The following is a 22,006-nucleotide window of genomic DNA, read 5'->3' on the forward strand; positions in this document are numbered from 1 at the left end:
CCCCGCGGGAACCGAGCGAACGCCGCTCCGCCCGCGGCGGCGCTACTCGCCCCCCGGTCCGAGGTATCCCCACGACAGGAGGCGGTCGCCGTCGCCGTCGATCCAGCGCTCGCCGATGTCGTCGCGGTAGTAGAGGTTCGGGATGACGACGTCGTCGACGCGCTCGTAGGCCCGTTCTCGCGCGCGCTGCATCGTGTCGCCTTTCCCAGTGACGACGAGCGGCATACCGCTCTCGCCGGCGACGCGCCACTGCCCGTCGACCCGTTTCGTGTCCTCCAGGTGGATCCCCTCGCGGCCCTCGGTGTCGAAGACGACCGCGGCGTTCCGGGAGTTCTCGTCGTAGGTCGTCTCGTCGTCGAACGGGAACGGCGGGAGGACGACGCGCACCGCGATCTGATAGCCGTTGTGGACCTCCAGTTCGGGGTCGTTCCCGTGTGCGAGGTCGTAGAAGAACTGCCCCGTCGGGGACTCGAACGACTCCTCCTGGAGGGCGATGGTCGGATACCCGAACCGGGGCGTGAACTCCAGCGGGTAGACCCCGTTCTCGTTGACGATGCAGTTCAGGTCGATGCTCCCGACGTAGCCCTCCTCGGCGAGCCACCCTTCGAGTCGCCCGAGGGTCTCCTCGAACAGCCCGTTTCGGCCCGCCCAGAACATCGACGTCCCCATCTCTCCGGTCGAGGGGCCGATGTTTCCGGGAAACAGCTTCTTGTGCTCGAAGTTGAAGTTGACCCGATCGACGAACCGCTCGCCGTCGAAGAACCCACAGATGGCGATTTCGACGCCCTCGACTTTCCGCTGGAGCTGGAAGCCCTTCATCCGGTGTCCCCAGGCTTTCTTGTAGGCGCGGAGGACGTCGACGACGTCGCTGCCGTCGTCCTCGTTGCCGACATAGAGGAGGCGCTTGACGTTCTGGACCTCGCCGAGCGGCTTGATCACGTACGGGGCGGGGTTCTCCTGGACGTGCTGGATGCCGGCGTCGAATTCCTCGAAGACGTGGTGCTCGATCGTGGTGACGCCGTGGGCTTCGAGGACGTCCATCGCGTAGCCGCGGTCCTCCTCGAGCCGATCGGTGTTCGGCGTGCCGCCGACGACCGCCTTCCCTCGCTCGCGGAGCTCCTGAGCGAGCGCACCGGTGCCGATATCGGACCCGACCCAGATGTCGTCGAAGACGACGACGTCGGCCCAGTCCACTTCCGCCCGCCAGTCGTCGGTCTTCGGGACGAAGCCGTCGCCGATCTCCCTGTCGGATTCGGCCTCGATGTAGTACTTCACGTCGTGGCCCTCGCGGTGGATCTGCCACGCGAGGTCCGTGATCAGGGCGGCGTCGGCGGACACGAAGAGGAAGCGTCGAGTCTCCATACCGGCACCAGGGGGCCGACGGACTTCCCTGTACGGGTGTCTTTTTATGGGATCCACGCGGCCATCGTGGTATGGCGACCTACGTACTCGCGACGAACCACGTCGACACGAGCGCACGGCTGTGCGACTACCTCCTCGATCGGGTCTCCCGCAGCGACGAGGTCCACGCCGTCAACTCCCTCCCCGGCGGCGACGACACCTCGAGCCAGGACGTCCGGGACGGCGAGGAGGCCCTCAACGTCATCTCCGCCCGGCTCGCCGGCGTCACGACCGTCGAGACCCATCAGTTCGTCCGCGGCAATGACCCCCACACCGACGTGCTGGAGCACGCCGACGACGTCGACGCCGACGAGATCGTCATCGGCATCCGCAAGCGGAACCCGACCGCGAAGGTGGTCTTCGGAAGCACCGCCCAGCGGATTCTCCTCCACTCGAATCGCCCCGTCGCGGTCGTCCCCCTCGTCGAGGTCGAGTAGTCACTCGCCGACGGCGCCGTCGAGGAACGCGAGCCCGTGGCCGACCGCGCGCGCCCTGCCCTCCCCGGAGTAGAACTCGAAGTGATCGACCGGCAGGCTGACCAGCGTCGACTCCGGGACCCCGTCGGCCGCCTCCTCCACTGCGTCGATTGGGACGATGTCGTCGCGCGTTCCACCGACGAACAGGACTGGACAGGACGGACGCGGCGGGTCGTCCGGGGCGTGCCGCGCGAGCGCGAGCAGCGACCGCGCGGGCAGGCGGTTCTCCCAGTCGGCGTCGTCGGGGACGACCTCGCGATAGCGGCGGTGCGCTCCCGGCGTCGACACGAGTGCGAGTCCGCGCTTCTCCGCGCGGTCGGCGGCGACGGAGACGGAGTGGACTCCGAACAGCGGCGACTGGAGGCGGTCGCGGACGCCAGCCAGAACGCCCCTGGCGAGGAATCCGAGGCCGCGGGCACGCAGGAACGCCCGGCCCGAGAGGATCGGCGCCTGTGAGACGACGCCGCGTATGCGCGGATCGTCGGCGGCGACGTCGAGAACGGTCCCGCCCGCGAGACCCGCGCCCCAGAGGACGGTCCGATCGCTCGCGACGTCCGCCCGGCCGCGAAGCCCCGAAAGCGCCGCCTCCCAGTCCTCCCGCTGCCGGGCGGGGTCGACGAGATTTCGCGGCTGCCCGTCGCTGTCGCCCGTGTGTCGCAGGTCGAAGTGGAACGCGGCGTAGCCCGCCGACGCGAGCCGCTCGGCGTACTCGTCGAGTCCGAACGCGCTCGCGCCGACGAGCCCGCCCGACAGCACGACGAGCGCCGGATCGGCGGGCCGGTCGGGGCGGTACAGCCGGCCGACGCAGCGCTCGCCGCCGCTCCGGAACGTCATCCGACCAGTCGAGAAGTCGTAGCGCGAGGGCCGATCGCGGCGTCGGCTCTTCGGTCCTGAATCGCCCTCGTCCCCCACCGCGCTCCGGGTCACGGCTCGTCCTCCGCGAGCGTGTCGATGACGCGCTCGGAGAACTCCTCGCCGCTGATGTCGTAGCCGACGTACGCCCGGAACCACTCGGGCTCGGCGTACCACGTGCCCTGGACGTCGTCGTCGTGTCGGAGCACCGTCGCCTCGACGCGCTTCGGCTCCCACTCGTCGGCTTCGAGCGCGTCGATGAAGGTGTTGAGCGCGCGGCCCATCTCCTGGTGGTTCACCGAGACGTCCGGGAACGCTGTCAGGTAGACCAACTCGACCGTCTCGCCGCTCGTGTCGAGCGACTCGACGCTGATCCCGTTGGAGCGGAGCTCCCCTTCCAGGCCGGAGATGACGTCGTTCATACACGGGGGTTCCACGCCGGGGGAGTAAACAGTTGCCGCGGTGCGGCGCTCCGCCGGCCGGGTCGTTCGATCCCCGACACGACGACGCCGGCGCGCCCGACCGCCCTCATAGTGATTACTCTCGTCTCTTATCGCCGAACGCCGTCACCGGGGGTGGCGTTCGGCGGTAAACAGTGAGAGTAATCACTATCAGACTTCGATTCGGAGGCCGTCGCTCGCGAACCGGACGTCGCCGTCGTAGCGGGCGGTCACGGAATCGAGCATCTCCTCGTGCCGGCCTCTGGTGTGCGGGTACAGGTGCGTCAGGTAGACGCGGCCGATGTCGTGCCCCGCGAGAGCCTCGCCCAGCAGCGACGGCGTCGGGTGGTTCGAGACGTCGACGTCGTCGGGGAACGAGCAGTCGTGCGCCAGGACGGCGGCACCGTCGGCGAAGCGCGCGGTACTCGCGGCGGCCTCGCCGTCGCCCGAGAACACGACGTCGCCGTTCCCGTCGCCGGCGAAGCGGTACGCGAGGCAGTCCATCGAGTGCCGCATCTCGGTCGCGGCGACGTCGAAGCCCGCGACGGAGAACTCCGTCGGGCCGATCTCGCGGACGCTCAGGTCGACGCGGCCGTCGAGGTAGTCGTGGACGTCGAGCAGGCCGTCGAGCAGCGACTTCGTGCCCGCGGGCCCGACGACTTCGAGGTGTTCCTCGCCGGCCAGCCAGCGCGCCTTCAGGAGCGGGAGGAGGTCCGCGACGTGGTCCAGGTGGTGGTGGGTCAGAAGCACCGTCGAGACGCCCTCGTAGCCGACGTCGGTGCCGGAGAGCCGCTGGAGGACGCCGCTCCCGCAGTCGACGAGGAGCGCGCGGTCGTCGGACTCCAAGAGCAGTCCCGTCTGCGCGCGGTCGGGAACGGCCATCGCGCTCCCGGTCCCGAGGAAGGTCAGTCGCATCGGCGGCGGTACGACCGGCCCACGGATAGGGGTTCTGGAGGCCGAGCCGACGGCTCCGCGGCGGCGGATTTCCGGTCGTGGCGAGCAGCCGACACGGCGGTTTCGCTCGGCCCGCGTCGACGTGTCGGGCAACCGCTGCTCGACGCGGGGCAGACCTCAGCGCACGGGGTGGCTGGTCCCGGTCTCGAAGATAAACCTTCGGCGCCGGAGAGCGAACGTCGGCGAACGGACAGAACCCACTTACCCGTGCGGGCCAAGCCGTACACGATGGCGACCACCGGGCGCGACCTGCTCCGACGCCTCGCCGACGAGGGGCGCGGGCCCGAGAGCGAACGCGGCGACGCGGCCGAACCCTCGGACGGAGTCGAACTGGACTTCGATCCCGACGCGGTCGAGATCGGCGACGGGGACGTCCTCGACCGGCTGGAGCCCGCGGTGCGGGAGTGGTGGGTCGATCAGTTCGGCCCATACGTCGCGCAGAACGGCGGCTTCTTCACGCCGCCGCAGCGCGAGGCGATCCCGCTCGTCGACGACGGGACGAACGCCCTGGTCTGTGCGCCCACGGGGTCGGGCAAGACGCTCGCGTCGTTCACCGCGATCTTGAACGACCTCTTCCGGGGGGGCCGCGAGCGCGAGGACGGCCTCGACAACTCCGTGTACTGCCTGTACGTCTCGCCGCTGAAGTCGCTCGCGAACGACATCCACCGCAATCTCACCGTGCCGCTGGAGGGGATCCGCGAGCGGATGGAAGCGAAGGGCGGCGACGTCGAGGTCAGACACGCGATCCGCCACGGCGACACCGACTCCGCGGCGCGCCAGCGGATGCTGGAGGAGACGCCGCACATCCTCAACACGACGCCGGAGACCCTCGCGATCCTGCTCAACGCGCCCAAATTCAGGGAGAAACTCAGGTCTGTCGAGTACGTGATCGTCGACGAGATCCACAGCCTCGCGGAGAACAAGCGCGGGACGCACCTGTCGGTCTCCCTGGAACGGCTGGAGGACCTCGCGGACGCGTCGCCGACGCGGATCGGCTGTTCGGCGACGGTCGAGCCGCTCTCGACGATGGCGGAGTACCTGGTCGGGCGCGACGACCGGGGCGTCGTGCGGGACCACGAGATCGTCGACACGCGCTTCGTCCGCGACTTCGACCTCCGCCTGGAGTGTCCGACCGACGACCTGATCCACACGCCGCGCGCGGAGATCCAGTCGGGGTTCTACGACCGGCTGCACGAACTCATCGGCGCCCACGAAAACACCCTGGTGTTCACGAACACGCGCTCGGGCGCCGAGCGGGTGCTGGAAAACCTCCGCGAGCGCTTCGACGGCTACGACGACGGAAACTCCGGCTGCCACCACGGAAGTCTCTCGAAGGAGAAGCGCCAGGCGGTCGAGGAGGGGCTGAAGTCCGGCTCGCTCGACGTCGTGACGACCTCGACGAGCCTGGAGTTGGGAATCGATATGCCGCACCTCGATCTCGTGGTCCAGGTGGGCTCGCCCAAGTCGGTCGCGGCGCTCCTCCAGCGGGTCGGCCGCGCGGGCCACAGCCTCGGCCAGACCGTCGAGGGGCGCGTGCTGGCGCTCGACCGCGACGAGCTCGTCGAGTGCGCGGTGATGCTGCGGAAGGCGGAATCGGGCTTCGTCGACCGCGTGTTCGTCCCCGAGAAGCCCCACGACGTCGCCGCCCAGCACGTCTACGGGATGGCGATCAACGGCGTCCGCAGGGAGGCCGACGTCCTCGCGACGCTCCGGCGGGCGTATCCGTACCGGAACTACACGGACGACGACTGGGAGCGGCTCTGTCGGTACCTCACCGCCGACTATCGAGGATTGGAGGACAAGAACGTCTACGCGAAGATCTGGCGCGACACCAATGACCCGCCCGCGGGCGAGCACCACTACGAGGAGTTCGACGTCGGCGAGCCGCTCGTCGGCAAGCGCGGCCGGATGGCCCGCGTCATCTACATGACGAACATCGGGACGATCCCGGATTCGTTCACCTGCGAGGTTCGGCTCAGAGAGAGCGACGAGTGGGTCGGCACCCTCGACGAGGACTACCTCGACACCCTTGAGAAGGGCGACGTCTTCGTCCTCGGCGGCGACCGCTTCGCCTACCGTTACCGCCGCGGGTCGAAGGTCTACGTCGACCGGACGACCGCACAGCCGACGGTGCCGTCGTGGTTCTCCGAGCGCCTGCCCCTCTCGTACGACCTCGGCCGCGAGATCGCCGCGTTCCAGGGCGCCCTCCTGGAACGGCTCCGCGCCGGTGGCTCCCCCGCGGTCCGCGAGTGGCTCCGCGAGTTCCCGATCGACGAGAACGCCGTCCGCGCGATCGCCCGCCTGTTCGACGAACAGCGCCGCTACGCCGGCGAAGAGAGCGTCGCCACCGACGGGCGGCTCGTCGTCGAGGAGGAACTCGACCGGCAGGACTACCGCCGGCACTTCTACGTCCACTCGACGTACGGCCGGCGGTTCAACGACGGGCTCTCCCGTCTCGTGGCCGCGAGGTGCGCCAACAGGGCGAACGCGAACGTCCAGATCGCCGTCGCCGACAACGGCTTTTCGCTATCGATGCCGCTCAACAGGAAGGTCGACGTCGAGGCCGTCATCCGCGACCTCGACCCCGACGCCGTCCGGGCGGAGCTGCGTGACGCCATCGACGGGACCGACCTCCTGAAGCGGTACTTCCGGATCGACGCGACGCGCTCGCTGATGATCCTCAAGCGCTACAAGGGCTACGAGAAGTCCGCGGCCGAACAGCAGGTCTCCGCGGAGATGTTGCTGTCGTTCGCCGACGATTTAGAGGACTTCGCGGTGATGGAAGAGACCTACCGCGAGATCATCGAGGACAAGCTCAACGTCGCCGCGATCGAGGAGGTCCTCCGCGACGTCCGGGCAGGGAAACTCGAGGTGTCGTCGATCAGCGTCGACTCGCCCACGCCGCGGGCGTTCGGGCTGGCGACGCTGCTCGCGAGCGACGTCGTCCTCGCCGAAGACGAGAGCGCCGTCCTCCAGGAGTTCCACGCGCGGGTGCAGGCCGAAATCGGCGAGGAGTCCGAGGGCGACGAGGCCGCCACACCCGCGGACGGCTCGGCCTCATCGTCGCGCCCAGTCGAGTAGGCGCGCGTAGAACGGCTCCGACCCGAGGGCGTCGGCGTCGCCGACGAGCGCGAGCGCCTTCTTCGCGCGGGTGAGGGCGACGTTCACCCGCCGGTAGTCCTCGAAGAGCGGGCCCTCAAGCGAGTCAGTCGCGACGAACGAGACCACGATCACCTCCTTCGCCGACCCCTGGAAGCGGTCGACGGTGTCGACGGTGACGTCCGTCCGCTTCGCGATCTCGGCGACCTGGGCGCGGAAGGGCGCGATGACGCCGACGTCGTCGGGGTCGACGCCCGCATCGACGTAGGCGTCGACGAACTCGGCCACGCGATCCGCCTCGGTGGGGTTGGTGTTGCCGACGCGGTCGCCGTCGGGGTCGACGAACGCGACCGGGTCGCGGAGGCTGGGCGGGAGGTCGGCCTCGTCGACGCCGAGGTCAGAGAGCCGCTGCGCCGCGACCGCGCCGTTCGCCGGGCGGAGCGCGCCGTCGTAGAACTCGGTGGAAGAAAAGGCCTGGATGCGCTGGGCCATCCGGTACTGGCGGTCCAGCAGGACCGACGCCTCCGGGCGAGCCTCGATGAGGCGCTCGAACAGCGAGGTTTGGAGGTCGCTTCCGTTGCCGACTCCCCCGCCGTCGGCCTCGTCGGACCCGCTGGACCCGCCGGGTCCGCTCGCGCCGCCGGAGCCGCCCGACTGCACGACCGGCGGAAGCTGCTGGTGGTCGCCGACGAGCACGAACCGGTCGGCGCGGTTCACGGCCGCGAGCGTCCCCGGCTCGGTGAGCTGGGAGGCTTCGTCGACGAGCGCGACGTCGAAGTCCTGCTCGCGCAGCACCCGCGACCCGCAGGCGGCCGTCGTCGCGGCCACGACCGGCGCCTCCCGGAGCGCCGCCGCGCGCTCGTTCGGCTCGCCGCCGCGTTCGAGCCGCACGTCCAGCATATCCTCGCGGACGCCGTTTTCGGTGCCCACGCGGACGACGTCGCCGACGCCGGCGTCGCGGACGGCTTCGAGGGCGTTGTCGACCGCTCGGTTCGTGAACGCCGACAGGAGGACGCGTTCGCCCGACTCGACGAGCGTGCGGACGATCCGCGCGATGGTGTGGGTCTTGCCCGTTCCCGGCGGCCCGTGGACGAGCGCGAAGTCCTCGGCGTCGACCGCGCGGCGGACGGCCTCGTCCTGGGCCTCGTTGTTGTCGACGTAGGTGCCGAGCGCCCCCGATCGGTCCGCGAACGCGGGCTCGCGCCGCCCGAAGAGCACGTCTTTCATCTCCGGGTCGCCCTTCAGCACGAAGTCGTGGAGCGCGGTGAGCATCCGGTCGACGCCGATCTCGGAGGGGTAGACGTCGAGCCGGCGGACCGAAAGCGGCTCGTCGGCGCGGATGACGACCTCGTCGTCGACGGCGACGATGCGACAGAGTTCGGCGTGTCCCGAGACGGGGTCGCCGTCGCTGGCGAGTGCGACGTCGCCCTCGCGGAGCTTCGAGACGGCGCCGCCCGGCTTTTCGGCTCGCAGTTCCCACCGGCCGTCGTCGAGTTCGGTTCTCCCGAGCGGTTCGAGGCCGATCAGCGCCCGGTCGTCTTCGGCGCGCTCTTCGGCGGACTGCTCCCAGAGCTTTCGATATTCGGCGTGGACCGCGCGGCGCTCGGCCTCTATCGCCTGGTAGAAGCGCTCGAAGTACTCGCGCTCATCGGCGGGCACGGCACTGCCGATCTGGCCCGCCTTCGACTCCTGGTCCAGGCGGCCGGAGACGACCATACACGCGTCCTGCTCGAAGCAGTACTCGCATTTCGCGTCGGCCTCGTAGCCCGTCGGGACCGAGGCGTCGTACTCCATCGCGGCGATCTCGTTTCTGGTTCGGACGACGAAGTCGAGCAGGCCGTCGCCGATCGAGAACTCCTTGGCCGGCGAGAGGTCGCCGCTCTCCTCGTGGCGCTCCAGGGCCGTGTTCTTCGTGTACAGGAGCGTTCCCGTGTCGGCGGGGACGCCGCGTTCGGCCAAAATGAGCGCGTAGGCGGCCGCCTGGATCTTGTCGTGAAAGCGCGGTTCCCGCTTCGTGTTCTTCCCCGTCTTGAGCTCGACCGGCATCCCCCGGCGCAGGGCGTCCGCGCGCCCCTTGATCCCGAACGTGGGCGAGATCAGCGTGTACTCCGAGCGCCAGGCGTCCTCCTCGGTGAGCGTTCCCTGCGCCAGCCAGCCTTCGATCGCCGCGGCGTTCCGCCGCACTTCGTCGCGGACCTCGTCGGCGTCGCGGCCGAGCAGGCCGAGTTCGAGGCCCGCCTCGCCGACGCGCTCGTCGATCGCAGAGTCCAGGTCGCGGTCGCGCAGGAGGTCGCCGAACACCTCGTGGACGATCGTCCCCTTGACGACCGGATAGTTGAGCGGGATCCCCGAGAGCTTGTTCAGGTAGTACATCCGCGGGCACTGGACCCACGAGCGGATGTCCGTCACGTCGACGAGGAACCCGGGTTCGAGGACGACGCGCGAGTCGCCGGTCGTTCCGTAGGTCGTCTCGCCGCGGAACTCCGAGGGCTCGACGTCCGTCGCCAGCAGTTCCATTCCGGGCGCTGCGTACTCGGCCGTCTCGGTCCACTTGCCCCAGAGCGTGAGCCGGACGACGTCGCGGTCGACGCCCTCGGCCGACTCCTCGCCCGCGGCGTTCGCGGTACCGGAGCCGTCCGCCGTCCGCAGCGTCACCTCCGCGAGCGACCGCGTTCCGTAGGAGGTCTCGACCTCGCGCTCGTCGCCCACGTCGACGAGTCGACCGCGCAGTTGCACGTGGCGTACCTGCGGGTCGCGGGGTAAGACGCTATCGGTCGGCGGGAAACGGTAATAAGTCGGCCGACGGCGGCGGGACGTCCGCCCTGGTCCGCCGGCTACCGGCGCCCGCGTCCGGGGCCGGGGTTCGGCAGGAACTCCGCCCACCACCGCAGGAGGAACCAAAGCAGCGCGCTCCCGAGCGCGAGTCCACCGACGACGCCCGCAGCGACGATCGGCAGCGACCCGCCGGCCTGGAGCGCGATCAGTCCGCCGGAGGCCGCCACGAGCCCCACGAAGCCGAGCTTGAGCCGTCGGCTGGCGAGGTCGCGCTCGGCGTCGGACATACTGGGGCCGACCATCTCAGGTCGCCCCCACGGGCCGTTCGAGGATCGCCGTCGGCGCCATCACTGGAACCCGCGGCCGACGCCGTCTTCCTCCACGAGGTCGTCGAGGTCCTTCGAGAGCAGTTCCTCGGCGTCTTCGAACTCCTCCCGCAGTCGGTCGAGGCGGTCCGGTCGCCCGTCGAACTCGTAGTCCATCGGGCCGAACGCCGGGCTGTCGAGCGCGTCCATCACGTCCTCGAAGAAGTCCTTGGGGCCGGTCGGCGCCTCGGAGTGGACCTTCACCGTCTCTTCGAGGCGCTTTGCCATCGTCTCGGCGTGGTCTTCGTCCTCGGGCGGCGACTGGACGGCGAACCGCCCCGCCTCGCCGCGGTCCTGGGAGGGAAGCAGGGGTTCGAGGTCCTCGTCGATCCGCCGGGCGACGCGCCCGCCGACGCCGCGGAGTTCGGTCGGGTTCTTCGTGTACGTCTTCAGCGCGTACACGCCGGCGTCGGGGTGCCCGAGGTAGAGGTCCTCGCCGAGGCCGCCGCGGCGGTCGCCGGCGACCGCCCGCCAGCCGTCGGGGTCGACGTCGGCGTCGGTCACGTCCGCGAGGATGTCCTGCCAGTCTCTAACGCGCATACTGCGCCTTCGATCCCCCGCAGAAAGAGTATGACGATTACGGCTGGTGCGGTGGGTGTCGGGCCAATTCGCGACAGTTTATTGCCCAAAGCGACGGAACATACCAGCGATGGCGTCTACCAGCCACGACCCGAGCGAGGAACTGGCCACCGCGATCGGCCGGTACGTCCTGGGAGATATCTCACTCGGACGGGCGGCCGAGGAAGCGGGGCTCTCTCGCTGGGAGTTCGAGGAGGTGCTCCGTGACGCCGGCTTCGCCGCGCTGTACGGTCCTCGAACCGAAGAGCAGTTGCAGGCCGAACTCGACGTCGCGCACGATCTCGGAGAGTAGATGGGAGACCGATATCCGCCGCCCGTCCTTCTCGATGCGACCGTCGTCAGCAACTTTGCGAGCACGGACGCGATCGGTTTCCTCGTCGCGGTGCTCGGTTCGCCGCTCGTCACACCGGCAGTCCGGGAGGAGATCGAGCGCGGACAGAACCTCGGCCACGAGTATCTCGCGTCTGCTGTCGAGGCGTTCGACGACGAGGGAATCGGAGTCGCGGACCCACCGGACGGATCCGTCGAAAGAGGCGTACGAAACCGACTCGACGCCGGGGAGGCGGAAACCTTGCGTGCCGCGGCCGAGCGCGGCGGGACAATCGCGACAGACGATCTCGCTGCTCGCCGCCTGGCCGAGGAACTTTCGATTCCGGTAGTCGGATCGATCGGTCTCCTCGTCGTCGGCGTCGACCGGGGTGAGATTACTCGGGAGACGGCGGACGCCTGGCTCGAAACTTGGCGCGAGGAACGGGGATACTACGCGCCGGTAGAACGCATCGGCGACGTCCTCGACGGCGACGGATAGTACGCGGTTCTCCTGCCGCGTCGCGCTCTCACGGATCGACGCGCGCGAGCCACCGCGCCGGCGTGTCGAGTTCCTCGTCGGTCGGCAGATTCTCGGGGCGGTTCCAGACGGCCGCGGCGGCCGCGACGCCCCGCCGGTCGGCGACGGTCTCGAAGAACGACGCGCCGCGCTCGTACTGCCGGCGCTTCAGGCCGAGGCCGAGTAGGCGTCGCATCAGGCGCGTGAGCGGACTGCCGCCGCGCCGTCGGGCGTCCAGTTTCGCCCGGAGGTCGGCGTACTCCGCGTCGAAGGCGCGGTCCATCAACAGCTCGGCGTAGCCCTCGACGGCCGTCATCGCGACGTCCAGGTCGTGGAACGCCTCCCGGTCGAAGCCGCCGCTCGCGAGGGTTTCGAGGCCGTCTTCCAGCCGCGATTCGAGGTGTTCGGAGAGCCACGGCGCGGCGCCGAACTCCGCGGCGTGGGTGACCTCGTGGAAGGCGATCCAGCGGCGGAATCGCGGGTGGTCGACGTCGAGATCCGCCGCGGCCGCGACGATGTTTGGGTGGACGAAGTAGAGTCCGTGGGCCTCGTCGTCGCCCTCCGCGAGCAGGAGCGGGTCGTACTGGCCGAGAACGTGCGAGCCGAGAAACGAGAGGACGAGCGCCATCGACCCGGTGTTTACCACCCGGGTCGCGTTCGGGAACGCGACGCTCACCTCCGTCTCGACCGGCCGCATCACCCGGCGGAAGGTCGCGACGTTGGCGTCGATCCAGTGGTGGCGGTTCTGGACCTCGATCGTCTCCGGGACGTCGAAGTCGAGACCGCCGACCGAGCGGAGTCGCTCGCGGGCGTCGCGGACGTCCGCGGCGTAGCCCTCCCGCTCCGCGTCGGAGAGGTCGAGCCCGCCGGGGTCGGTCGCGCCCTTCGCGGCCGTCGCGACGGCGTCCCAGTCGATCCGGCCGCTGCCGTCGCCGTCGCCCGCGTTCGCGACCGCCCGCACGCTCCGAAAGAGGTCCATACCGATCCGAAGGGTCGGGCGCGCAAAACCCTTGTTCCGGTCGCCGAACGCATTCGTAATTATCTTTTAGTATGTATTTAATACCGAGTGACGCGTGTCGGTCCTATGGCACGAACATTCCGTGCGGCGGCGACGGTGACGGTGGAACGGGACATCGAGGACGTCTTCGCCTACCTCGCGGCGGTCACGACGATGGACGACTGGGTGAAGGGAGTCTCGGAGACCCGACACACGGACGGGACGCCGGGCGAAGTCGGGGCGACCTACGCGTACCGGTATCGGTCGGCCGGGACGACCCGATCGATGGAGATGACAGTCGAGGCGGTCGAGCGGCCCACCAGGCTCGTGATCGGCGTCCCCGAGGGCTCGCTGGCGTTCACGAGCGAGATCACGCTCGAGGCGATCGACGGGGGCACTCGCGTCACCAACGCCATCGACGCGACGGTCACGGGCCGCGGGCTCGCGCTGCTTACCGCCGTCGCGCCGCCGCTGGTCCGCTGGCTCGCGACGCGCGAGATGACGGGCGAACTCGAACAGCTGAAGTCGAACCTGGAGGACGAGGAGATCGCCGTCGCCGACGACCGCCGGCGGCGGGAGTCGACGGCCGCGGCCTGATCGTGATTACTCTCACCGTTTACCACCGAACGCCACACTCGGTGACAGCGTTCAGCGATAAGAGACGAGAGTAACCACTATGAGCATTCAAACGGCGCAGTTGTTCGGTCCCAGTTCCAGTTCCTCGCCCTCGTCGGGCTCCAGCTCGAAGACGCCGCGGTTCGCGTCGATGATCGCCCGGTAGTTCGCCGGCTGGTCGCCCCCGGCGTCGGCGGCGACCCGCTCGACGAACGCCTCGCGGTCGAGCGAGAACAGCTCCAGGTCCGCGCGGAGGTCGCCGAGCCGGCCGGCGACGACGTCGCCCGGACGTCCGACGGCGAACGTCCCGTCGGCGCCGACCGAGACGTGGCCGGGGAGCACCACCACGTCGTCGGCGAGGTCGCCGTAGCGCTCGTGGATCGTCTCGTAGAGCATCTCCGCGCCGGTCTCGGCGCCCTCCTCGCCGAGCTCCAGTTCGGTCCGGCCGACCGACTCGACGAAGAGCGCGTCCCCCGAGAGGAGGTACTCGCCGCCGACGAGGAGGCTCACGTGCTCGGTCGTGTGGCCGGGCGCCGCGCGGACCGCGACGTCGACGCTTCCGACCGAGAGCGTCTCGCCGTCGGAGATCGGATCGAAGTCGTACTTCAGATCGCGGGCGGTCGCGTCGGCGCTCAGGTAGTACGGGACCGAGAGCCGCTCGGCCAGGTCGCGGCCGCCCGAGAGGTGGTCCGCGTGGACGTGGGTGTCGAGGACGCCCGTAACCACGAGGCCGGCGTCGGCCGCGACGAGTTCGTGCTCGTGGTGCTGGCGCGTCGGGTCGACGACGAGCGCCTCCCGGGCCGCGGGATCGCCGACGACGTAGCCCAGACAGCCCTTCGCCCGGCGCTGGATCTGCGCGAGGCACAGGTCGTCGCCGGCCTCGATCTCGACGACGTCGTAGAGCTTGCTCCAGTCCACCATTCCGCCCTTGACGACGCTGACGTTCTCGTAGCCCCGCCTCGACAGCTCGAAGCCGAAGGCGGTCGACGCGAGGCCCCGGGCGCAAACGACCGCCACCGGCTGGCCGTCGACGACGGCCGCGACGTCGTCCCAGGTGAAGCCCGCGCCGAGGCCGTCGACGGGGTGGTAGGGGACGTTGACCGCGCCGGGGACGTGCCACGCCTCGAAGCTGTCGGGCGGCCGCGTGTCGACGACGGTGAGGGGCTCGTCGGCGTCGATCGCCCTCGCCAGGTCGTCGACGGTGCGCTGAGCGAGGAGGTCCGGCATACCAACCGATAGGCGCCGGCGGCGAATAAAGCTCGGTGCCGTGGCCGCGTGGCGGCTCCGCCGGCGAGTCGTCGCTCGGAGAGCGTCGAGTCGAGCGAGTTACTCCGCGTCGAGCCGGTTCTCCAGACGCCTGATGCGGATCGCGAGCGCGAGGACCGCGCCGAGGATCGTCAGCCCGACCGCCGCGGCCGCGGCGAGGTCGTGCGCGCGGACGCCGTGGTCGCCCGCGCTGACGAGCCGCGGCCCGAAGTAGGTGTGGTGGTAGTCGCCCACGATGGGGACGAAGTAATCGACCAGGTCGTTGAAGCCGAACCAGAGCGTGGCGGCGCTGACGGCCGGGACCGTGAACTCGGCGTACCGGTAGACCACGAGCGCCTGGATCCCCATCCCGAAGTGGCTGACGAGCAGGAACCAGTGGTACGGGTCGCCGGTGGCGAGCACGTCGTTGATCGCGAGCTGGACGAACACCACCCAGAAGCCGTACTTCAGGTTCCCGAGGAACGCCAGCGCGTGGATCCAGTCGCGGTTCCGCCCGACCTTCCACGAGACGAGGCTCGCGGCCATACACAGCGTCGCCAGCGGGCTGTCGGCCACGGCGGGCCAGATCACGAGCCGGCTGTTCATCAGCTGGAAGCGGTAGTGCCAGAAACCGAAGACGGTGCCGGCGAGATTGACGGCGACGATCACCCAGACGAGCCGGAGCGCCAGCTCTTCGAGCCGCTCGGGCAGCGGCGCCAGGTACGCCGGGAGGTCGTGGGCAGCCGATCGTGAAGTCATCGTGTGTGTCGCGGAGACTCGACCGCCACTACTGAGTCGGTCCGGTAAAGTGCGTCGACACCGTCGCGGATCGCATCGTCCGTCCCGGGGTCTTCGCGACGGCGGCGCGGCTCCGGATGCGGTTCTCCGTACTTCGAGCGCGGCGAGTCCGAAGCGTCGGAGCGCCGGATCGACTGACGCGAGTACGCGAGTGAAAGCAGCGAAGCCCGGTTAGATCTCGTCCTCGAAGTCTTCGAGGGCGTAGACCGTGTCGCTACCGCGGCGGTCGAGCGTCTCGTTGGCGAGCAGCCAGTAGACGACCGACAGCGCGCGTCGACCCTTGTTGTTCGTGGGAACGACGAGGTCGACGTTGCTCGTCTGGTTGTTTGAGTCGCACATCGCGATGACCGGGATGCCGACCGTGATGGCCTCCTTGACCGCCTGCGCGTCGCCGATCGGGTCGGTGACGACGACCACGTCGGGCTCGATGTAGCCGTCGTAGTCGGGGTTGGTGAGAGTGCCCGGGATGAAGCGGCCGGTGCGGGCGCGCGCGCCGACGGCGTCGGCGAACTTCGTCGCCGGGAAGCGGCCGTACTGGCGCGAGCTCGTGACCAGGATCTGCTCGGGGTCGTAGTTCGCGAGGAAGTCCGCGGCCGTCCGGATCCGCGAGTCGGTCTGGCTGACGTCCAGCACGTACAGCCCGTCGTCGCGGACGCGGTGGATGAACCGCTCTATGTCCTCGGTCTTCTGCTGGGTCCCGATGTGGACCCCCGCCGAGAGGTAGTCCTCGACGGGGATGAGGAGGTCCGCCTCCTCGTCGGGCATCACGTCCTCGTCGAACGTGGGCGCTGTCTCTGCCTCGTCCGCCTCGTCGGCGGCCGCGCTCTCGTCGGCGTCGGCCTCCGCGTCGGCGGTCTCGGCGACCGGTTCGGTCGGCTCGGCGTCGGCCTCGGTCGTCTCGACGTCCGCGTCGGCCGCGTCGGCCTCGGGCTCGTCGACGACTTCGACCGCGTCGTTGTCGTTGTCTGTCATACTGCGTCGTCCGCGATGCGGATGAGTTCGTTGAGTTTGGCGGTTCGCTCGCCGCCCACCGTGCCGGTCTTGATGAAGCCGGCGTCGGTGGCGACGGCGAGGTGTGCGATCGTGGTGTCTTCGGTCTCGCCCGACCGGTGGGAGACGACCGTCTCGTAGCCGTTCTCGCGCGCCAGTTCGATCGCGTCGAAGGCGTCCGAGAGCGTCCCGATCTGGTTGGGCTTGATGAGGATCGAGTTGGCCGCGCCGGCGTCGATGCCGTCCCGCAGACGGCCGACGTTCGTCACGAAGAGGTCGTCGCCGCAGATCAGCGTCCGGTCGCCGACCCTGTCGGTCAGCTCGGCGAAGCCCTCGTAGTCGTCCTCGTCGAGTGGGTCCTCGACGTAGACGAGGTCGTACTCCGCGACCATCTCGGCGACGTAGTCGACCTGTTCGGCGGTCGACTTCACCTCGTCGCCGTAGACGTAGCCGCCCGCGTCCTCGTCGTAGAGCTCGGCGGCGGCCATATCCAGGCCGAACCGGATCTCGAAGCCGAGTTCCGACTCCGTGTCGGAGACGGCCTCGTCGACGACCTCGAAGGCTTCGGCGTCGGAGATCGGCGGCGCCCACGCGCCCTCGTCGCCCTTCGCGGCGGGGACGCCCCGCTCGTCGAGGAGCTCGGAGATCCGCGCGTGGACGGCGGCGTTCGCGAACACCGCCTCGGAGACGCTCGGCGCGCCGACCGGCGCGGCGAGGAACTCCTGGATGTGGGTCGCCTCCTTGGCGTGCTCGCCGCCGCCGACGACGTTGCCGAGCGGCGTCGGGAACGACTCGCCGCGGAAGGTCCCGCCGAGGTGCTGGTACAGCGGCGCGCCGAGGACGTCGGCGCCGGCCTTCGCGGCGGCCATCGAGATGGCGACCGCGCTGTTGGCGCCGATCCCCGAGAAGTCGTCGGTGCCGTCTGCGGCGCGCAGTGCGGCGTCGACTTCCCGCTGATTGCCGGCGTGGGCGTCGCCGACCAGCCGGGGGATGGCGTGCTCGCGCGCTGCGGCGATAGCCTTCGCCGGATCGAGTTCGATGGCCTCGTACTCGCCAGTGGACGCCCCGCTGGGGGCGGCGGCGCGGCCGAAGCCGCCGGACTCGGTCAGGACGTCGGCCTCGACGGTGGGGTTGCCCCGGGAGTCGAGGACGCGACGGAGCGCGACGTTCGCGATCAGCGTCATCTCACTCGCCCTCCCGGTTCACCGTGAAGGGGAGAACACCGGCGTCGTACTCCTCGGCGGCGACCAGGATCGGTTCGGACTGGTCGGTGTCGACGAGCACGGGCGCCCCGTAGGACACCTGCAGGGCTCGCGCGCCGAGGATGCGGGCCTTCTCGTATCGGTTGTACTGGGTGCGTCCGCTCATCTTACTGGTAGGGGGCGACGACGTCGACGAGGTCCTTGTGCGAGACCATCATCCGCCGGCAGCAGTGGCGGTCGATCCCGAGATCGTCGAGCACCTCGGCCGGGTCTTCGTCTCCCTCGCGGGCGCGCTCCTTGAACTCGTCCCAGTGTTCGCCGATGACGTTACCGCACGTGAAACACCGGACGGGTATCATCATAGATGGATCACCTCAGCGGTAGGACTTCTGGTAGCGCGCTCGGGCGCCCGGTCCGCCCCACTTTTTGGGCTCGGACTGACGCACGTCGTTGACGAGCAGCGAACGGTCGAAGTCCATGTACGCGTCGCGGAGTTCGGCGTCGTTGAGGTGCTGCACCAGCCCGCGGGCGATCGCCGTCCGCGCGGCGTCGGCCTGCCCGGAGAAGCCGCCTCCGGAGACGCTGACGTCGATGTCGACCTGCGAGCGGAGGTCCTCGCCGGCGATGCGGAACGGCTCCAGCATCTTCAGGCGGGCCATCTCCGGCTCGACCAGTTCGACCGGCTGGGAATCGATGCGGACGCGGCCCTCGCCGTCGCGCACGGTGGCGCGGGCGATGGCCGTCTTCTTCTTACCGGATGTGTTCGTTACCATGTGACTTTCGCCCCCAGGTTCTCGGAGATCTCTCCGAGCGAGAGGAACTTGATGTTCGAGAGTCGATCGAGCGTGGTGCCCTCGATGGCGTCGCCGTCCTCGTCGAACGGATTGCCGACGTAGACGCGGACGTTCGAGAGCGCCTCGCGGCCGCGGTCCTTGTCCGTCGGGAGCATCCCGCGGACCGAGCGCTTGAACATCCCGTCCGGGCGCGTCGGGTAGTGCGGCCCCCGGTCGGAGCCGACGTTCGCGCGCTTGCGGTAGGTGGACATCACGTCCTCCTCGGAGCCGGTGATCACGGCGTCCTCGGCGTTGACGATCGCGACCGTCTCGCCGTCGAGGGCGCGCTGGGCGACCTCGCTGGCGACGCGGCCGACGATGCAGTTCCGCGCGTCGACGACGACGTCTGCGTCGAACTCTGCGAGGCTCATCGAATCACCCGGACGTTGCTTCCTTCGGGGTTCTCCTCGATGGCGCGTTCGAGCGCCACCGTGTCCCCGACCTGTTCGATCTTCTTTCGCGCGGACGACGAGAAGTCGACCGCGGCGACGGTTACGTTCTTCTGCAGCGCCCCGCTCCCCAGCACCTTGCCGGGGACGACGACGGTCTCGTCCTCGCGCGCGTACCGCTCGATGCGCCCGAGGTTGACCTCCGCGTGGGTGCGCCGTGGCTTCTCCAGGCGGTCTGCGACGTCCTGCCAGACATTGGCGCCGGACTCGCGGGAGACCGCCTTCAGCTCGGCGATGAGACTGTTGAGTCTCGGATTCGTCTTACTCATTGTCTACCTCCTGTGAAAAGATGGAGTGCGCCGCTCGACGGGTGCGTCGAGTCGAAAAGTGCAGGGAGCAGGATTTGAACCGCCGGGAGACGCACCGCGCCCCCCGAGGTTCAAATCTCCGTGCTGCACGCACAGCTCTCCCGTTCGGTCGAGCTGAGAAGTGCAGGGAGCAGGATTTGAACCTGCGGACCCCTATGGGACAGCGCCCTGAACGCTGCGCCGTTGGCCAGACTTGGCTATCCCTGCTCGCACTCCGATGTACTGCGTGTCCCTTCAAACCCCTTTCGGTCTGGCGACGCTCGACGCCGACGGGTTCGGCGACCGCTGCCGTCGCTTTCGGCGCGGCGGGCGTGCGTCGGGTGGTGGGTGAAGGGACAGACATCGTGCTGTTAAATCGCGACTTTCTCTTCGAGCTCGGCCGCGCGGTCGCCGATCGACTCGGCGGCGCGCAGGACCAGTTCCTCGACGTCGAACGAGCCGTCGGTCTCCACGTGGAAGACGAAGGCCTCGGGGACGTCCGTGACCTGGACCTCCTTCCCCGGATACCGGTTCGTGAGGTCGTTGTCGAAGGCGTCGGTGGGGACGAGGTCGCCGTCGGTGGCGCCCTCGTCGGCCGCGTGTTCTGCGGCCCCTTCCTCGATGACGCCCCGGAGGATCTGCGGCTCCTGGGACTCGAACTCGCCGGCGTCGCCGACGACCTCCACGCGCTGGAGGTGCCGGTATCCCACGGAGACGCCGCCCTGGTGTTTGGCGTGCTCCTTGCCGGTGTCGAGCACCGCGTCGGCTTCGAGTTCGAGCCGCTGATTCTCCTTCAGCTCGACGATCGGGACGTTCTCGTCGGCGGGCTGGACGAGGCTGTCCGAAGACTGGAGGTCCCCGGAGTACGCCGTCGCCGGCCCCTCGACGTCGAGCGAGAGGGTGACGACCTCACCCTCCTCGAAGTCGTCGATCGGCGTCGTCAGCGGCACGAGCCCCAGTCGGAGGCCGATCATCTCGTCGAACATCACAGAGGAGTTCTCGACGAACCGGACGGTGTCGATACTGAACGTGGGCACGTCGGCGATCATCGCCCGGCGGATGCCGTTGGCGACCGCCGGCGACGCGCCGCGCACCAGGAAGCGAGCCTCCCGGTCGCCGCGTTCGATGAACTCGACCTCGAAATCCTTCGTCATCTGTTATAGTCGGCTGTTTTTGGGCGCGCGGGTCCCGTCGTGCGGGATCGGCGTGACGTCTTCGATGCGACCGATCTCCAGGCCGGCGCGAGCCAGCGCGCGGATCGTCGCCTGGGCGCCGGGGCCGGGGCTCTTGTTGCCGTTGCCGCCGGGGCCGCGGACGCGGACGTGCAGGCCCTCGATGCCCGCCGCCTTGATCTCTTCTGCGACGGACTCGGCCATCTGCATCGCCGCGTACGGCGACGCCTCGTCGCGGTTCTGCTTCACCACGGCGCCGCCCGAGGACTTCACGATCGTCTCGGCGCCGGTCAGGTCCGTCACCGTGATGAGCGTGTTGTTGAACGACGCGTGGACGTGGGCGATTCCCCACTTGTCTCTCTCGGTCTCTGATTCGCTCATGAGTTACTCCTGTCCCTCCGCGCGTTCGGGGTGCAGTTCGTCCGCGAGCGGGCTCGTCTCGTCGAAGTCGATCGCGCCCTCCTCTGCGACCTCGACGGTCTTCGAGGGACGGGTGACGCGAGCGCCGTCGACGACGACGTGCCCGTGGACGATGAACTGTCGCGCCTGCTCGGGCGTGCTCGCGAGGCCCTGGCGGTACACGACGGTCTGGAGCCGACGCTCGAGGATGTCGGTGACGTCGAGTCCCAGGACGCGGCTGATGTCGTCCTCCTCTGAGAGGATGCCGTAGCGGCGGAGCCGGTCGAGGAACTCCGCGCCTGCCGCCTCGGCGGCCTCCAGGTCGCCCTGGGCCTCGCCGATGAGGCGCCGCGCCTCGCGTCGGTAGTTCCGGAGCTCGGACTGCGCGCGCCAGAGCTCCTCTTTGTTCTTCAGGCCGTAGCGTCCGAGCAGGTCGCCCTCCTGGGCGATGCGCTCGCCCTGGAACGGGTGGTTCGGGGTCTCGTAACGCTTGGTGTTGTTTCCGGTTGCCATCGGTTACTCTTCCTCGCCGCCCTCGGCGGCGGCCTCCTCTTCGGCCTCTTCTCTGATCTCCTCGACGTTGACGCCGATCGTCCCCTCGGTACGCCCGGTGGACTTCGTGCGCTGGCCGCGGACCTTCTGTCCGCGCTTGTGCCGGACGCCCTTGTAGGAGTCGATCATCTTCATACGGTTGATGTCGTGACGGCGCTTCTCTTCGAGGTCCGAGCCGGTGACGTGGGTGGTCTCGCCGGTGAAGAAGTCGCTTCGCCGGTTGGCCATCCACTCGGGGACGTAGTCGTCGATGTTCTCGACGACGTCGACGACGCTGTCGATGTCGTCCTCGTCGAGCAGACCGAACGTCGCGTGTCGGTCCACGTCCGCGGCCTCGGCAACGATGCGCGCCGTGCGCTTGCCGATACCTTTCATGTCGGTGAGACTCCGCTCTACCGTCTTCGTCCCGTCCAGATCGGTCTGGCCGATCCTGACGAAGTATCGGAGGTCTTCGTCCTCCTCGGGAGCGTCGTCCTGTGGTTCTTCTGCACTCATATCTTGCTGGATGTCCGGTGAGCGTTGCGGCGGGGATTCGAACCCCGGAGGCTTGACGCCACAGAGTTAGCAACCCTGCGCCTTGGGCCAGGCTTGGCTACCGCAACACACTCGGTCTGGTACTGTCGCCCTCTCGGACTCGGGAGCCGACCCCCCTACAGCGTATCGCAGTCGGAACAAGTCGGGATCGGTACTTAAACATCAC

26 protein-coding genes and 2 tRNA genes are annotated in these 22,006 nt (G+C 69.1%); 5 read left to right on the forward strand and 23 right to left on the reverse strand.

The genetic code is table 11. The annotated features are described in order from the left end of the window. Positions 1 to 42: 42 nt before the first annotated feature. Entirely contained in the window at positions 43 to 1,362 is a 1,320-nt protein-coding gene (locus ACQUQ0_RS05875) for a phosphoribosylamine--glycine ligase (protein ID WP_435183772.1), read from the reverse strand. A gap of 71 nt (positions 1,363 to 1,433) precedes the next feature. Here ACQUQ0_RS05875 and ACQUQ0_RS05880 point away from each other — a divergent pair, with 71 nt between their 5' ends. After that, positions 1,434 to 1,838, forward strand: a complete 405-nt coding sequence (locus ACQUQ0_RS05880; RefSeq protein WP_435183774.1) for a universal stress protein — start codon at positions 1,434 to 1,436, stop codon at positions 1,836 to 1,838. Here the strand turns inward: ACQUQ0_RS05880 and ACQUQ0_RS05885 are convergent, their stop codons facing one another. The 3 genes from ACQUQ0_RS05885 to ACQUQ0_RS05895 form a co-directional block, all read right to left on the reverse strand. Next, complete coding sequence (locus ACQUQ0_RS05885; RefSeq protein WP_435183776.1) at positions 1,839 to 2,804, reverse strand: alpha/beta hydrolase; 966 nt, start codon at positions 2,802 to 2,804, stop codon at positions 1,839 to 1,841. Continuing rightward, positions 2,801 to 3,151 carry a hypothetical protein gene (locus tag ACQUQ0_RS05890; protein WP_435183778.1) on the reverse strand — a complete coding sequence of 117 codons (351 nt, stop codon included), beginning with the start codon at positions 3,149 to 3,151 and terminating at the stop codon, positions 2,801 to 2,803. The genes ACQUQ0_RS05885 and ACQUQ0_RS05890 overlap by 4 nt, the downstream gene beginning before the upstream one ends. A 189-nt stretch (positions 3,152 to 3,340) precedes the next feature. Beyond that, positions 3,341 to 4,084 carry an MBL fold metallo-hydrolase gene (locus tag ACQUQ0_RS05895; RefSeq protein ID WP_435183780.1) on the reverse strand — a complete coding sequence of 248 codons (744 nt, stop codon included), beginning with the start codon at positions 4,082 to 4,084 and terminating at the stop codon, positions 3,341 to 3,343. 267 nt (positions 4,085 to 4,351) lie between these two features. Between ACQUQ0_RS05895 and ACQUQ0_RS05900 the strand changes: the two genes are divergently transcribed. Beyond that, positions 4,352 to 7,204 (forward strand): ATP-dependent helicase, encoded by a 2,853-nt coding sequence (locus ACQUQ0_RS05900; protein ID WP_435183782.1) that lies wholly within the window; start codon positions 4,352 to 4,354, stop codon positions 7,202 to 7,204. Here the strand turns inward: ACQUQ0_RS05900 and ACQUQ0_RS05905 are convergent. From ACQUQ0_RS05905 to ACQUQ0_RS05915, 3 genes are all read right to left on the reverse strand, one after another. Further along, positions 7,181 to 9,958, reverse strand: coding sequence for an AAA domain-containing protein (locus ACQUQ0_RS05905; RefSeq protein WP_435183784.1), 2,778 nt, complete (start codon positions 9,956 to 9,958; stop codon positions 7,181 to 7,183). The two genes, ACQUQ0_RS05900 and ACQUQ0_RS05905, sit on opposite strands and share 24 nt — an antisense overlap. A gap of 98 nt (positions 9,959 to 10,056) precedes the next feature. Then, a complete protein-coding gene (locus tag ACQUQ0_RS05910; protein WP_372390306.1) occupies positions 10,057 to 10,299 on the reverse strand; it encodes a hypothetical protein in 243 nt (80 codons plus the stop codon). A 45-nt stretch (positions 10,300 to 10,344) separates the two neighbouring features. Then, on the reverse strand, positions 10,345 to 10,902 hold the full coding sequence (locus tag ACQUQ0_RS05915) for a hypothetical protein (RefSeq protein WP_435183786.1): 558 nt from the start codon (positions 10,900 to 10,902) through the stop codon (positions 10,345 to 10,347). 109 nt (positions 10,903 to 11,011) lie between these two features. Between ACQUQ0_RS05915 and ACQUQ0_RS05920 the strand changes: the two genes are divergently transcribed. Continuing rightward, complete coding sequence (locus ACQUQ0_RS05920) at positions 11,012 to 11,233, forward strand: UPF0175 family protein (protein ID WP_435183787.1); 222 nt, start codon at positions 11,012 to 11,014, stop codon at positions 11,231 to 11,233. Continuing rightward, a complete protein-coding gene (locus ACQUQ0_RS05925) occupies positions 11,234 to 11,749 on the forward strand; it encodes a hypothetical protein (RefSeq protein WP_435183789.1) in 516 nt (171 codons plus the stop codon). It begins immediately after the preceding gene. Between the two features lie 28 nt (positions 11,750 to 11,777). Here the strand turns inward: ACQUQ0_RS05925 and ACQUQ0_RS05930 are convergent, their stop codons facing one another. Continuing rightward, on the reverse strand, positions 11,778 to 12,746 hold the full coding sequence (locus tag ACQUQ0_RS05930; protein ID WP_435183791.1) for a zinc-dependent metalloprotease: 969 nt from the start codon (positions 12,744 to 12,746) through the stop codon (positions 11,778 to 11,780). A 105-nt stretch (positions 12,747 to 12,851) separates the two neighbouring features. On the opposite strand from ACQUQ0_RS05930, the gene ACQUQ0_RS05935 reads away from it, so the two are divergent. Continuing rightward, complete coding sequence (locus ACQUQ0_RS05935) at positions 12,852 to 13,361, forward strand: SRPBCC family protein (RefSeq protein WP_435183792.1); 510 nt, start codon at positions 12,852 to 12,854, stop codon at positions 13,359 to 13,361. Positions 13,362 to 13,448: 87 nt separating this feature from the next. Here ACQUQ0_RS05935 and ACQUQ0_RS05940 read toward each other — a convergent pair whose 3' ends face one another. The 15 genes from ACQUQ0_RS05940 to ACQUQ0_RS06010 all read right to left on the reverse strand — a co-directional run bounded on the left by ACQUQ0_RS05940 (position 13,449) and on the right by ACQUQ0_RS06010 (position 21,908). Beyond that, entirely contained in the window at positions 13,449 to 14,606 is a 1,158-nt protein-coding gene (locus ACQUQ0_RS05940) for an MBL fold metallo-hydrolase (RefSeq protein ID WP_435183793.1), read from the reverse strand. A 99-nt stretch (positions 14,607 to 14,705) separates the two neighbouring features. Beyond that, positions 14,706 to 15,383: a DUF1405 domain-containing protein gene (locus ACQUQ0_RS05945; protein ID WP_435183795.1), complete on the reverse strand. Its 678-nt coding sequence runs from the start codon at positions 15,381 to 15,383 to the stop codon at positions 14,706 to 14,708. Between the two features lie 210 nt (positions 15,384 to 15,593). Then, on the reverse strand, positions 15,594 to 16,394 hold the full coding sequence (gene rpsB, locus ACQUQ0_RS05950; protein ID WP_435183796.1) for a 30S ribosomal protein S2: 801 nt from the start codon (positions 16,392 to 16,394) through the stop codon (positions 15,594 to 15,596). Continuing rightward, on the reverse strand, positions 16,391 to 17,596 hold the full coding sequence (gene eno, locus ACQUQ0_RS05955; protein WP_435183797.1) for a phosphopyruvate hydratase: 1,206 nt from the start codon (positions 17,594 to 17,596) through the stop codon (positions 16,391 to 16,393). The genes rpsB and eno overlap by 4 nt, the downstream gene beginning before the upstream one ends. A 1-nt stretch (position 17,597) precedes the next feature. After that, on the reverse strand, positions 17,598 to 17,780 hold the full coding sequence (locus tag ACQUQ0_RS05960) for a DNA-directed RNA polymerase subunit K (protein ID WP_372390328.1): 183 nt from the start codon (positions 17,778 to 17,780) through the stop codon (positions 17,598 to 17,600). A 1-nt stretch (position 17,781) separates the two neighbouring features. Next, positions 17,782 to 17,976, reverse strand: a complete 195-nt coding sequence (locus tag ACQUQ0_RS05965) for a DNA-directed RNA polymerase subunit N (RefSeq protein ID WP_372390331.1) — start codon at positions 17,974 to 17,976, stop codon at positions 17,782 to 17,784. 12 nt (positions 17,977 to 17,988) lie between these two features. Further along, positions 17,989 to 18,387 (reverse strand): 30S ribosomal protein S9, encoded by a 399-nt coding sequence (locus ACQUQ0_RS05970; RefSeq protein WP_435183798.1) that lies wholly within the window; start codon positions 18,385 to 18,387, stop codon positions 17,989 to 17,991. Further along, on the reverse strand, positions 18,381 to 18,818 hold the full coding sequence (locus ACQUQ0_RS05975; protein ID WP_372390333.1) for a 50S ribosomal protein L13: 438 nt from the start codon (positions 18,816 to 18,818) through the stop codon (positions 18,381 to 18,383). The genes ACQUQ0_RS05970 and ACQUQ0_RS05975 overlap by 7 nt, the downstream gene beginning before the upstream one ends. Further along, positions 18,815 to 19,165: a 50S ribosomal protein L18e gene (locus tag ACQUQ0_RS05980; RefSeq protein ID WP_372390335.1), complete on the reverse strand. Its 351-nt coding sequence runs from the start codon at positions 19,163 to 19,165 to the stop codon at positions 18,815 to 18,817. Before ACQUQ0_RS05980 ends, ACQUQ0_RS05975 begins: the two co-directional genes overlap by 4 nt. A gap of 161 nt (positions 19,166 to 19,326) precedes the next feature. Beyond that, positions 19,327 to 19,411 (reverse strand) — tRNA-Leu (locus ACQUQ0_RS05985). A 143-nt stretch (positions 19,412 to 19,554) separates the two neighbouring features. Continuing rightward, on the reverse strand, positions 19,555 to 20,337 hold the full coding sequence (locus ACQUQ0_RS05990) for a DNA-directed RNA polymerase subunit D (RefSeq protein WP_435183800.1): 783 nt from the start codon (positions 20,335 to 20,337) through the stop codon (positions 19,555 to 19,557). Between the two features lie 3 nt (positions 20,338 to 20,340). After that, positions 20,341 to 20,736, reverse strand: a complete 396-nt coding sequence (locus ACQUQ0_RS05995; protein ID WP_372390339.1) for a 30S ribosomal protein S11 — start codon at positions 20,734 to 20,736, stop codon at positions 20,341 to 20,343. 3 nt (positions 20,737 to 20,739) lie between these two features. Next, positions 20,740 to 21,267 (reverse strand): 30S ribosomal protein S4, encoded by a 528-nt coding sequence (locus ACQUQ0_RS06000; protein WP_435183801.1) that lies wholly within the window; start codon positions 21,265 to 21,267, stop codon positions 20,740 to 20,742. 3 nt (positions 21,268 to 21,270) lie between these two features. Next, positions 21,271 to 21,801 carry a 30S ribosomal protein S13 gene (locus ACQUQ0_RS06005; RefSeq protein WP_435183802.1) on the reverse strand — a complete coding sequence of 177 codons (531 nt, stop codon included), beginning with the start codon at positions 21,799 to 21,801 and terminating at the stop codon, positions 21,271 to 21,273. A 22-nt stretch (positions 21,802 to 21,823) separates the two neighbouring features. Beyond that, positions 21,824 to 21,908, reverse strand: a tRNA-Ser gene (locus ACQUQ0_RS06010). Between the last annotated feature and the right edge of the window lie 98 nt (positions 21,909 to 22,006).

Source organism: Halobellus sp. EA9, from assembly GCF_051195055.1.
GTDB lineage: Archaea > Halobacteriota > Halobacteria > Halobacteriales > Haloferacaceae > Haloquadratum > Haloquadratum rubicundus.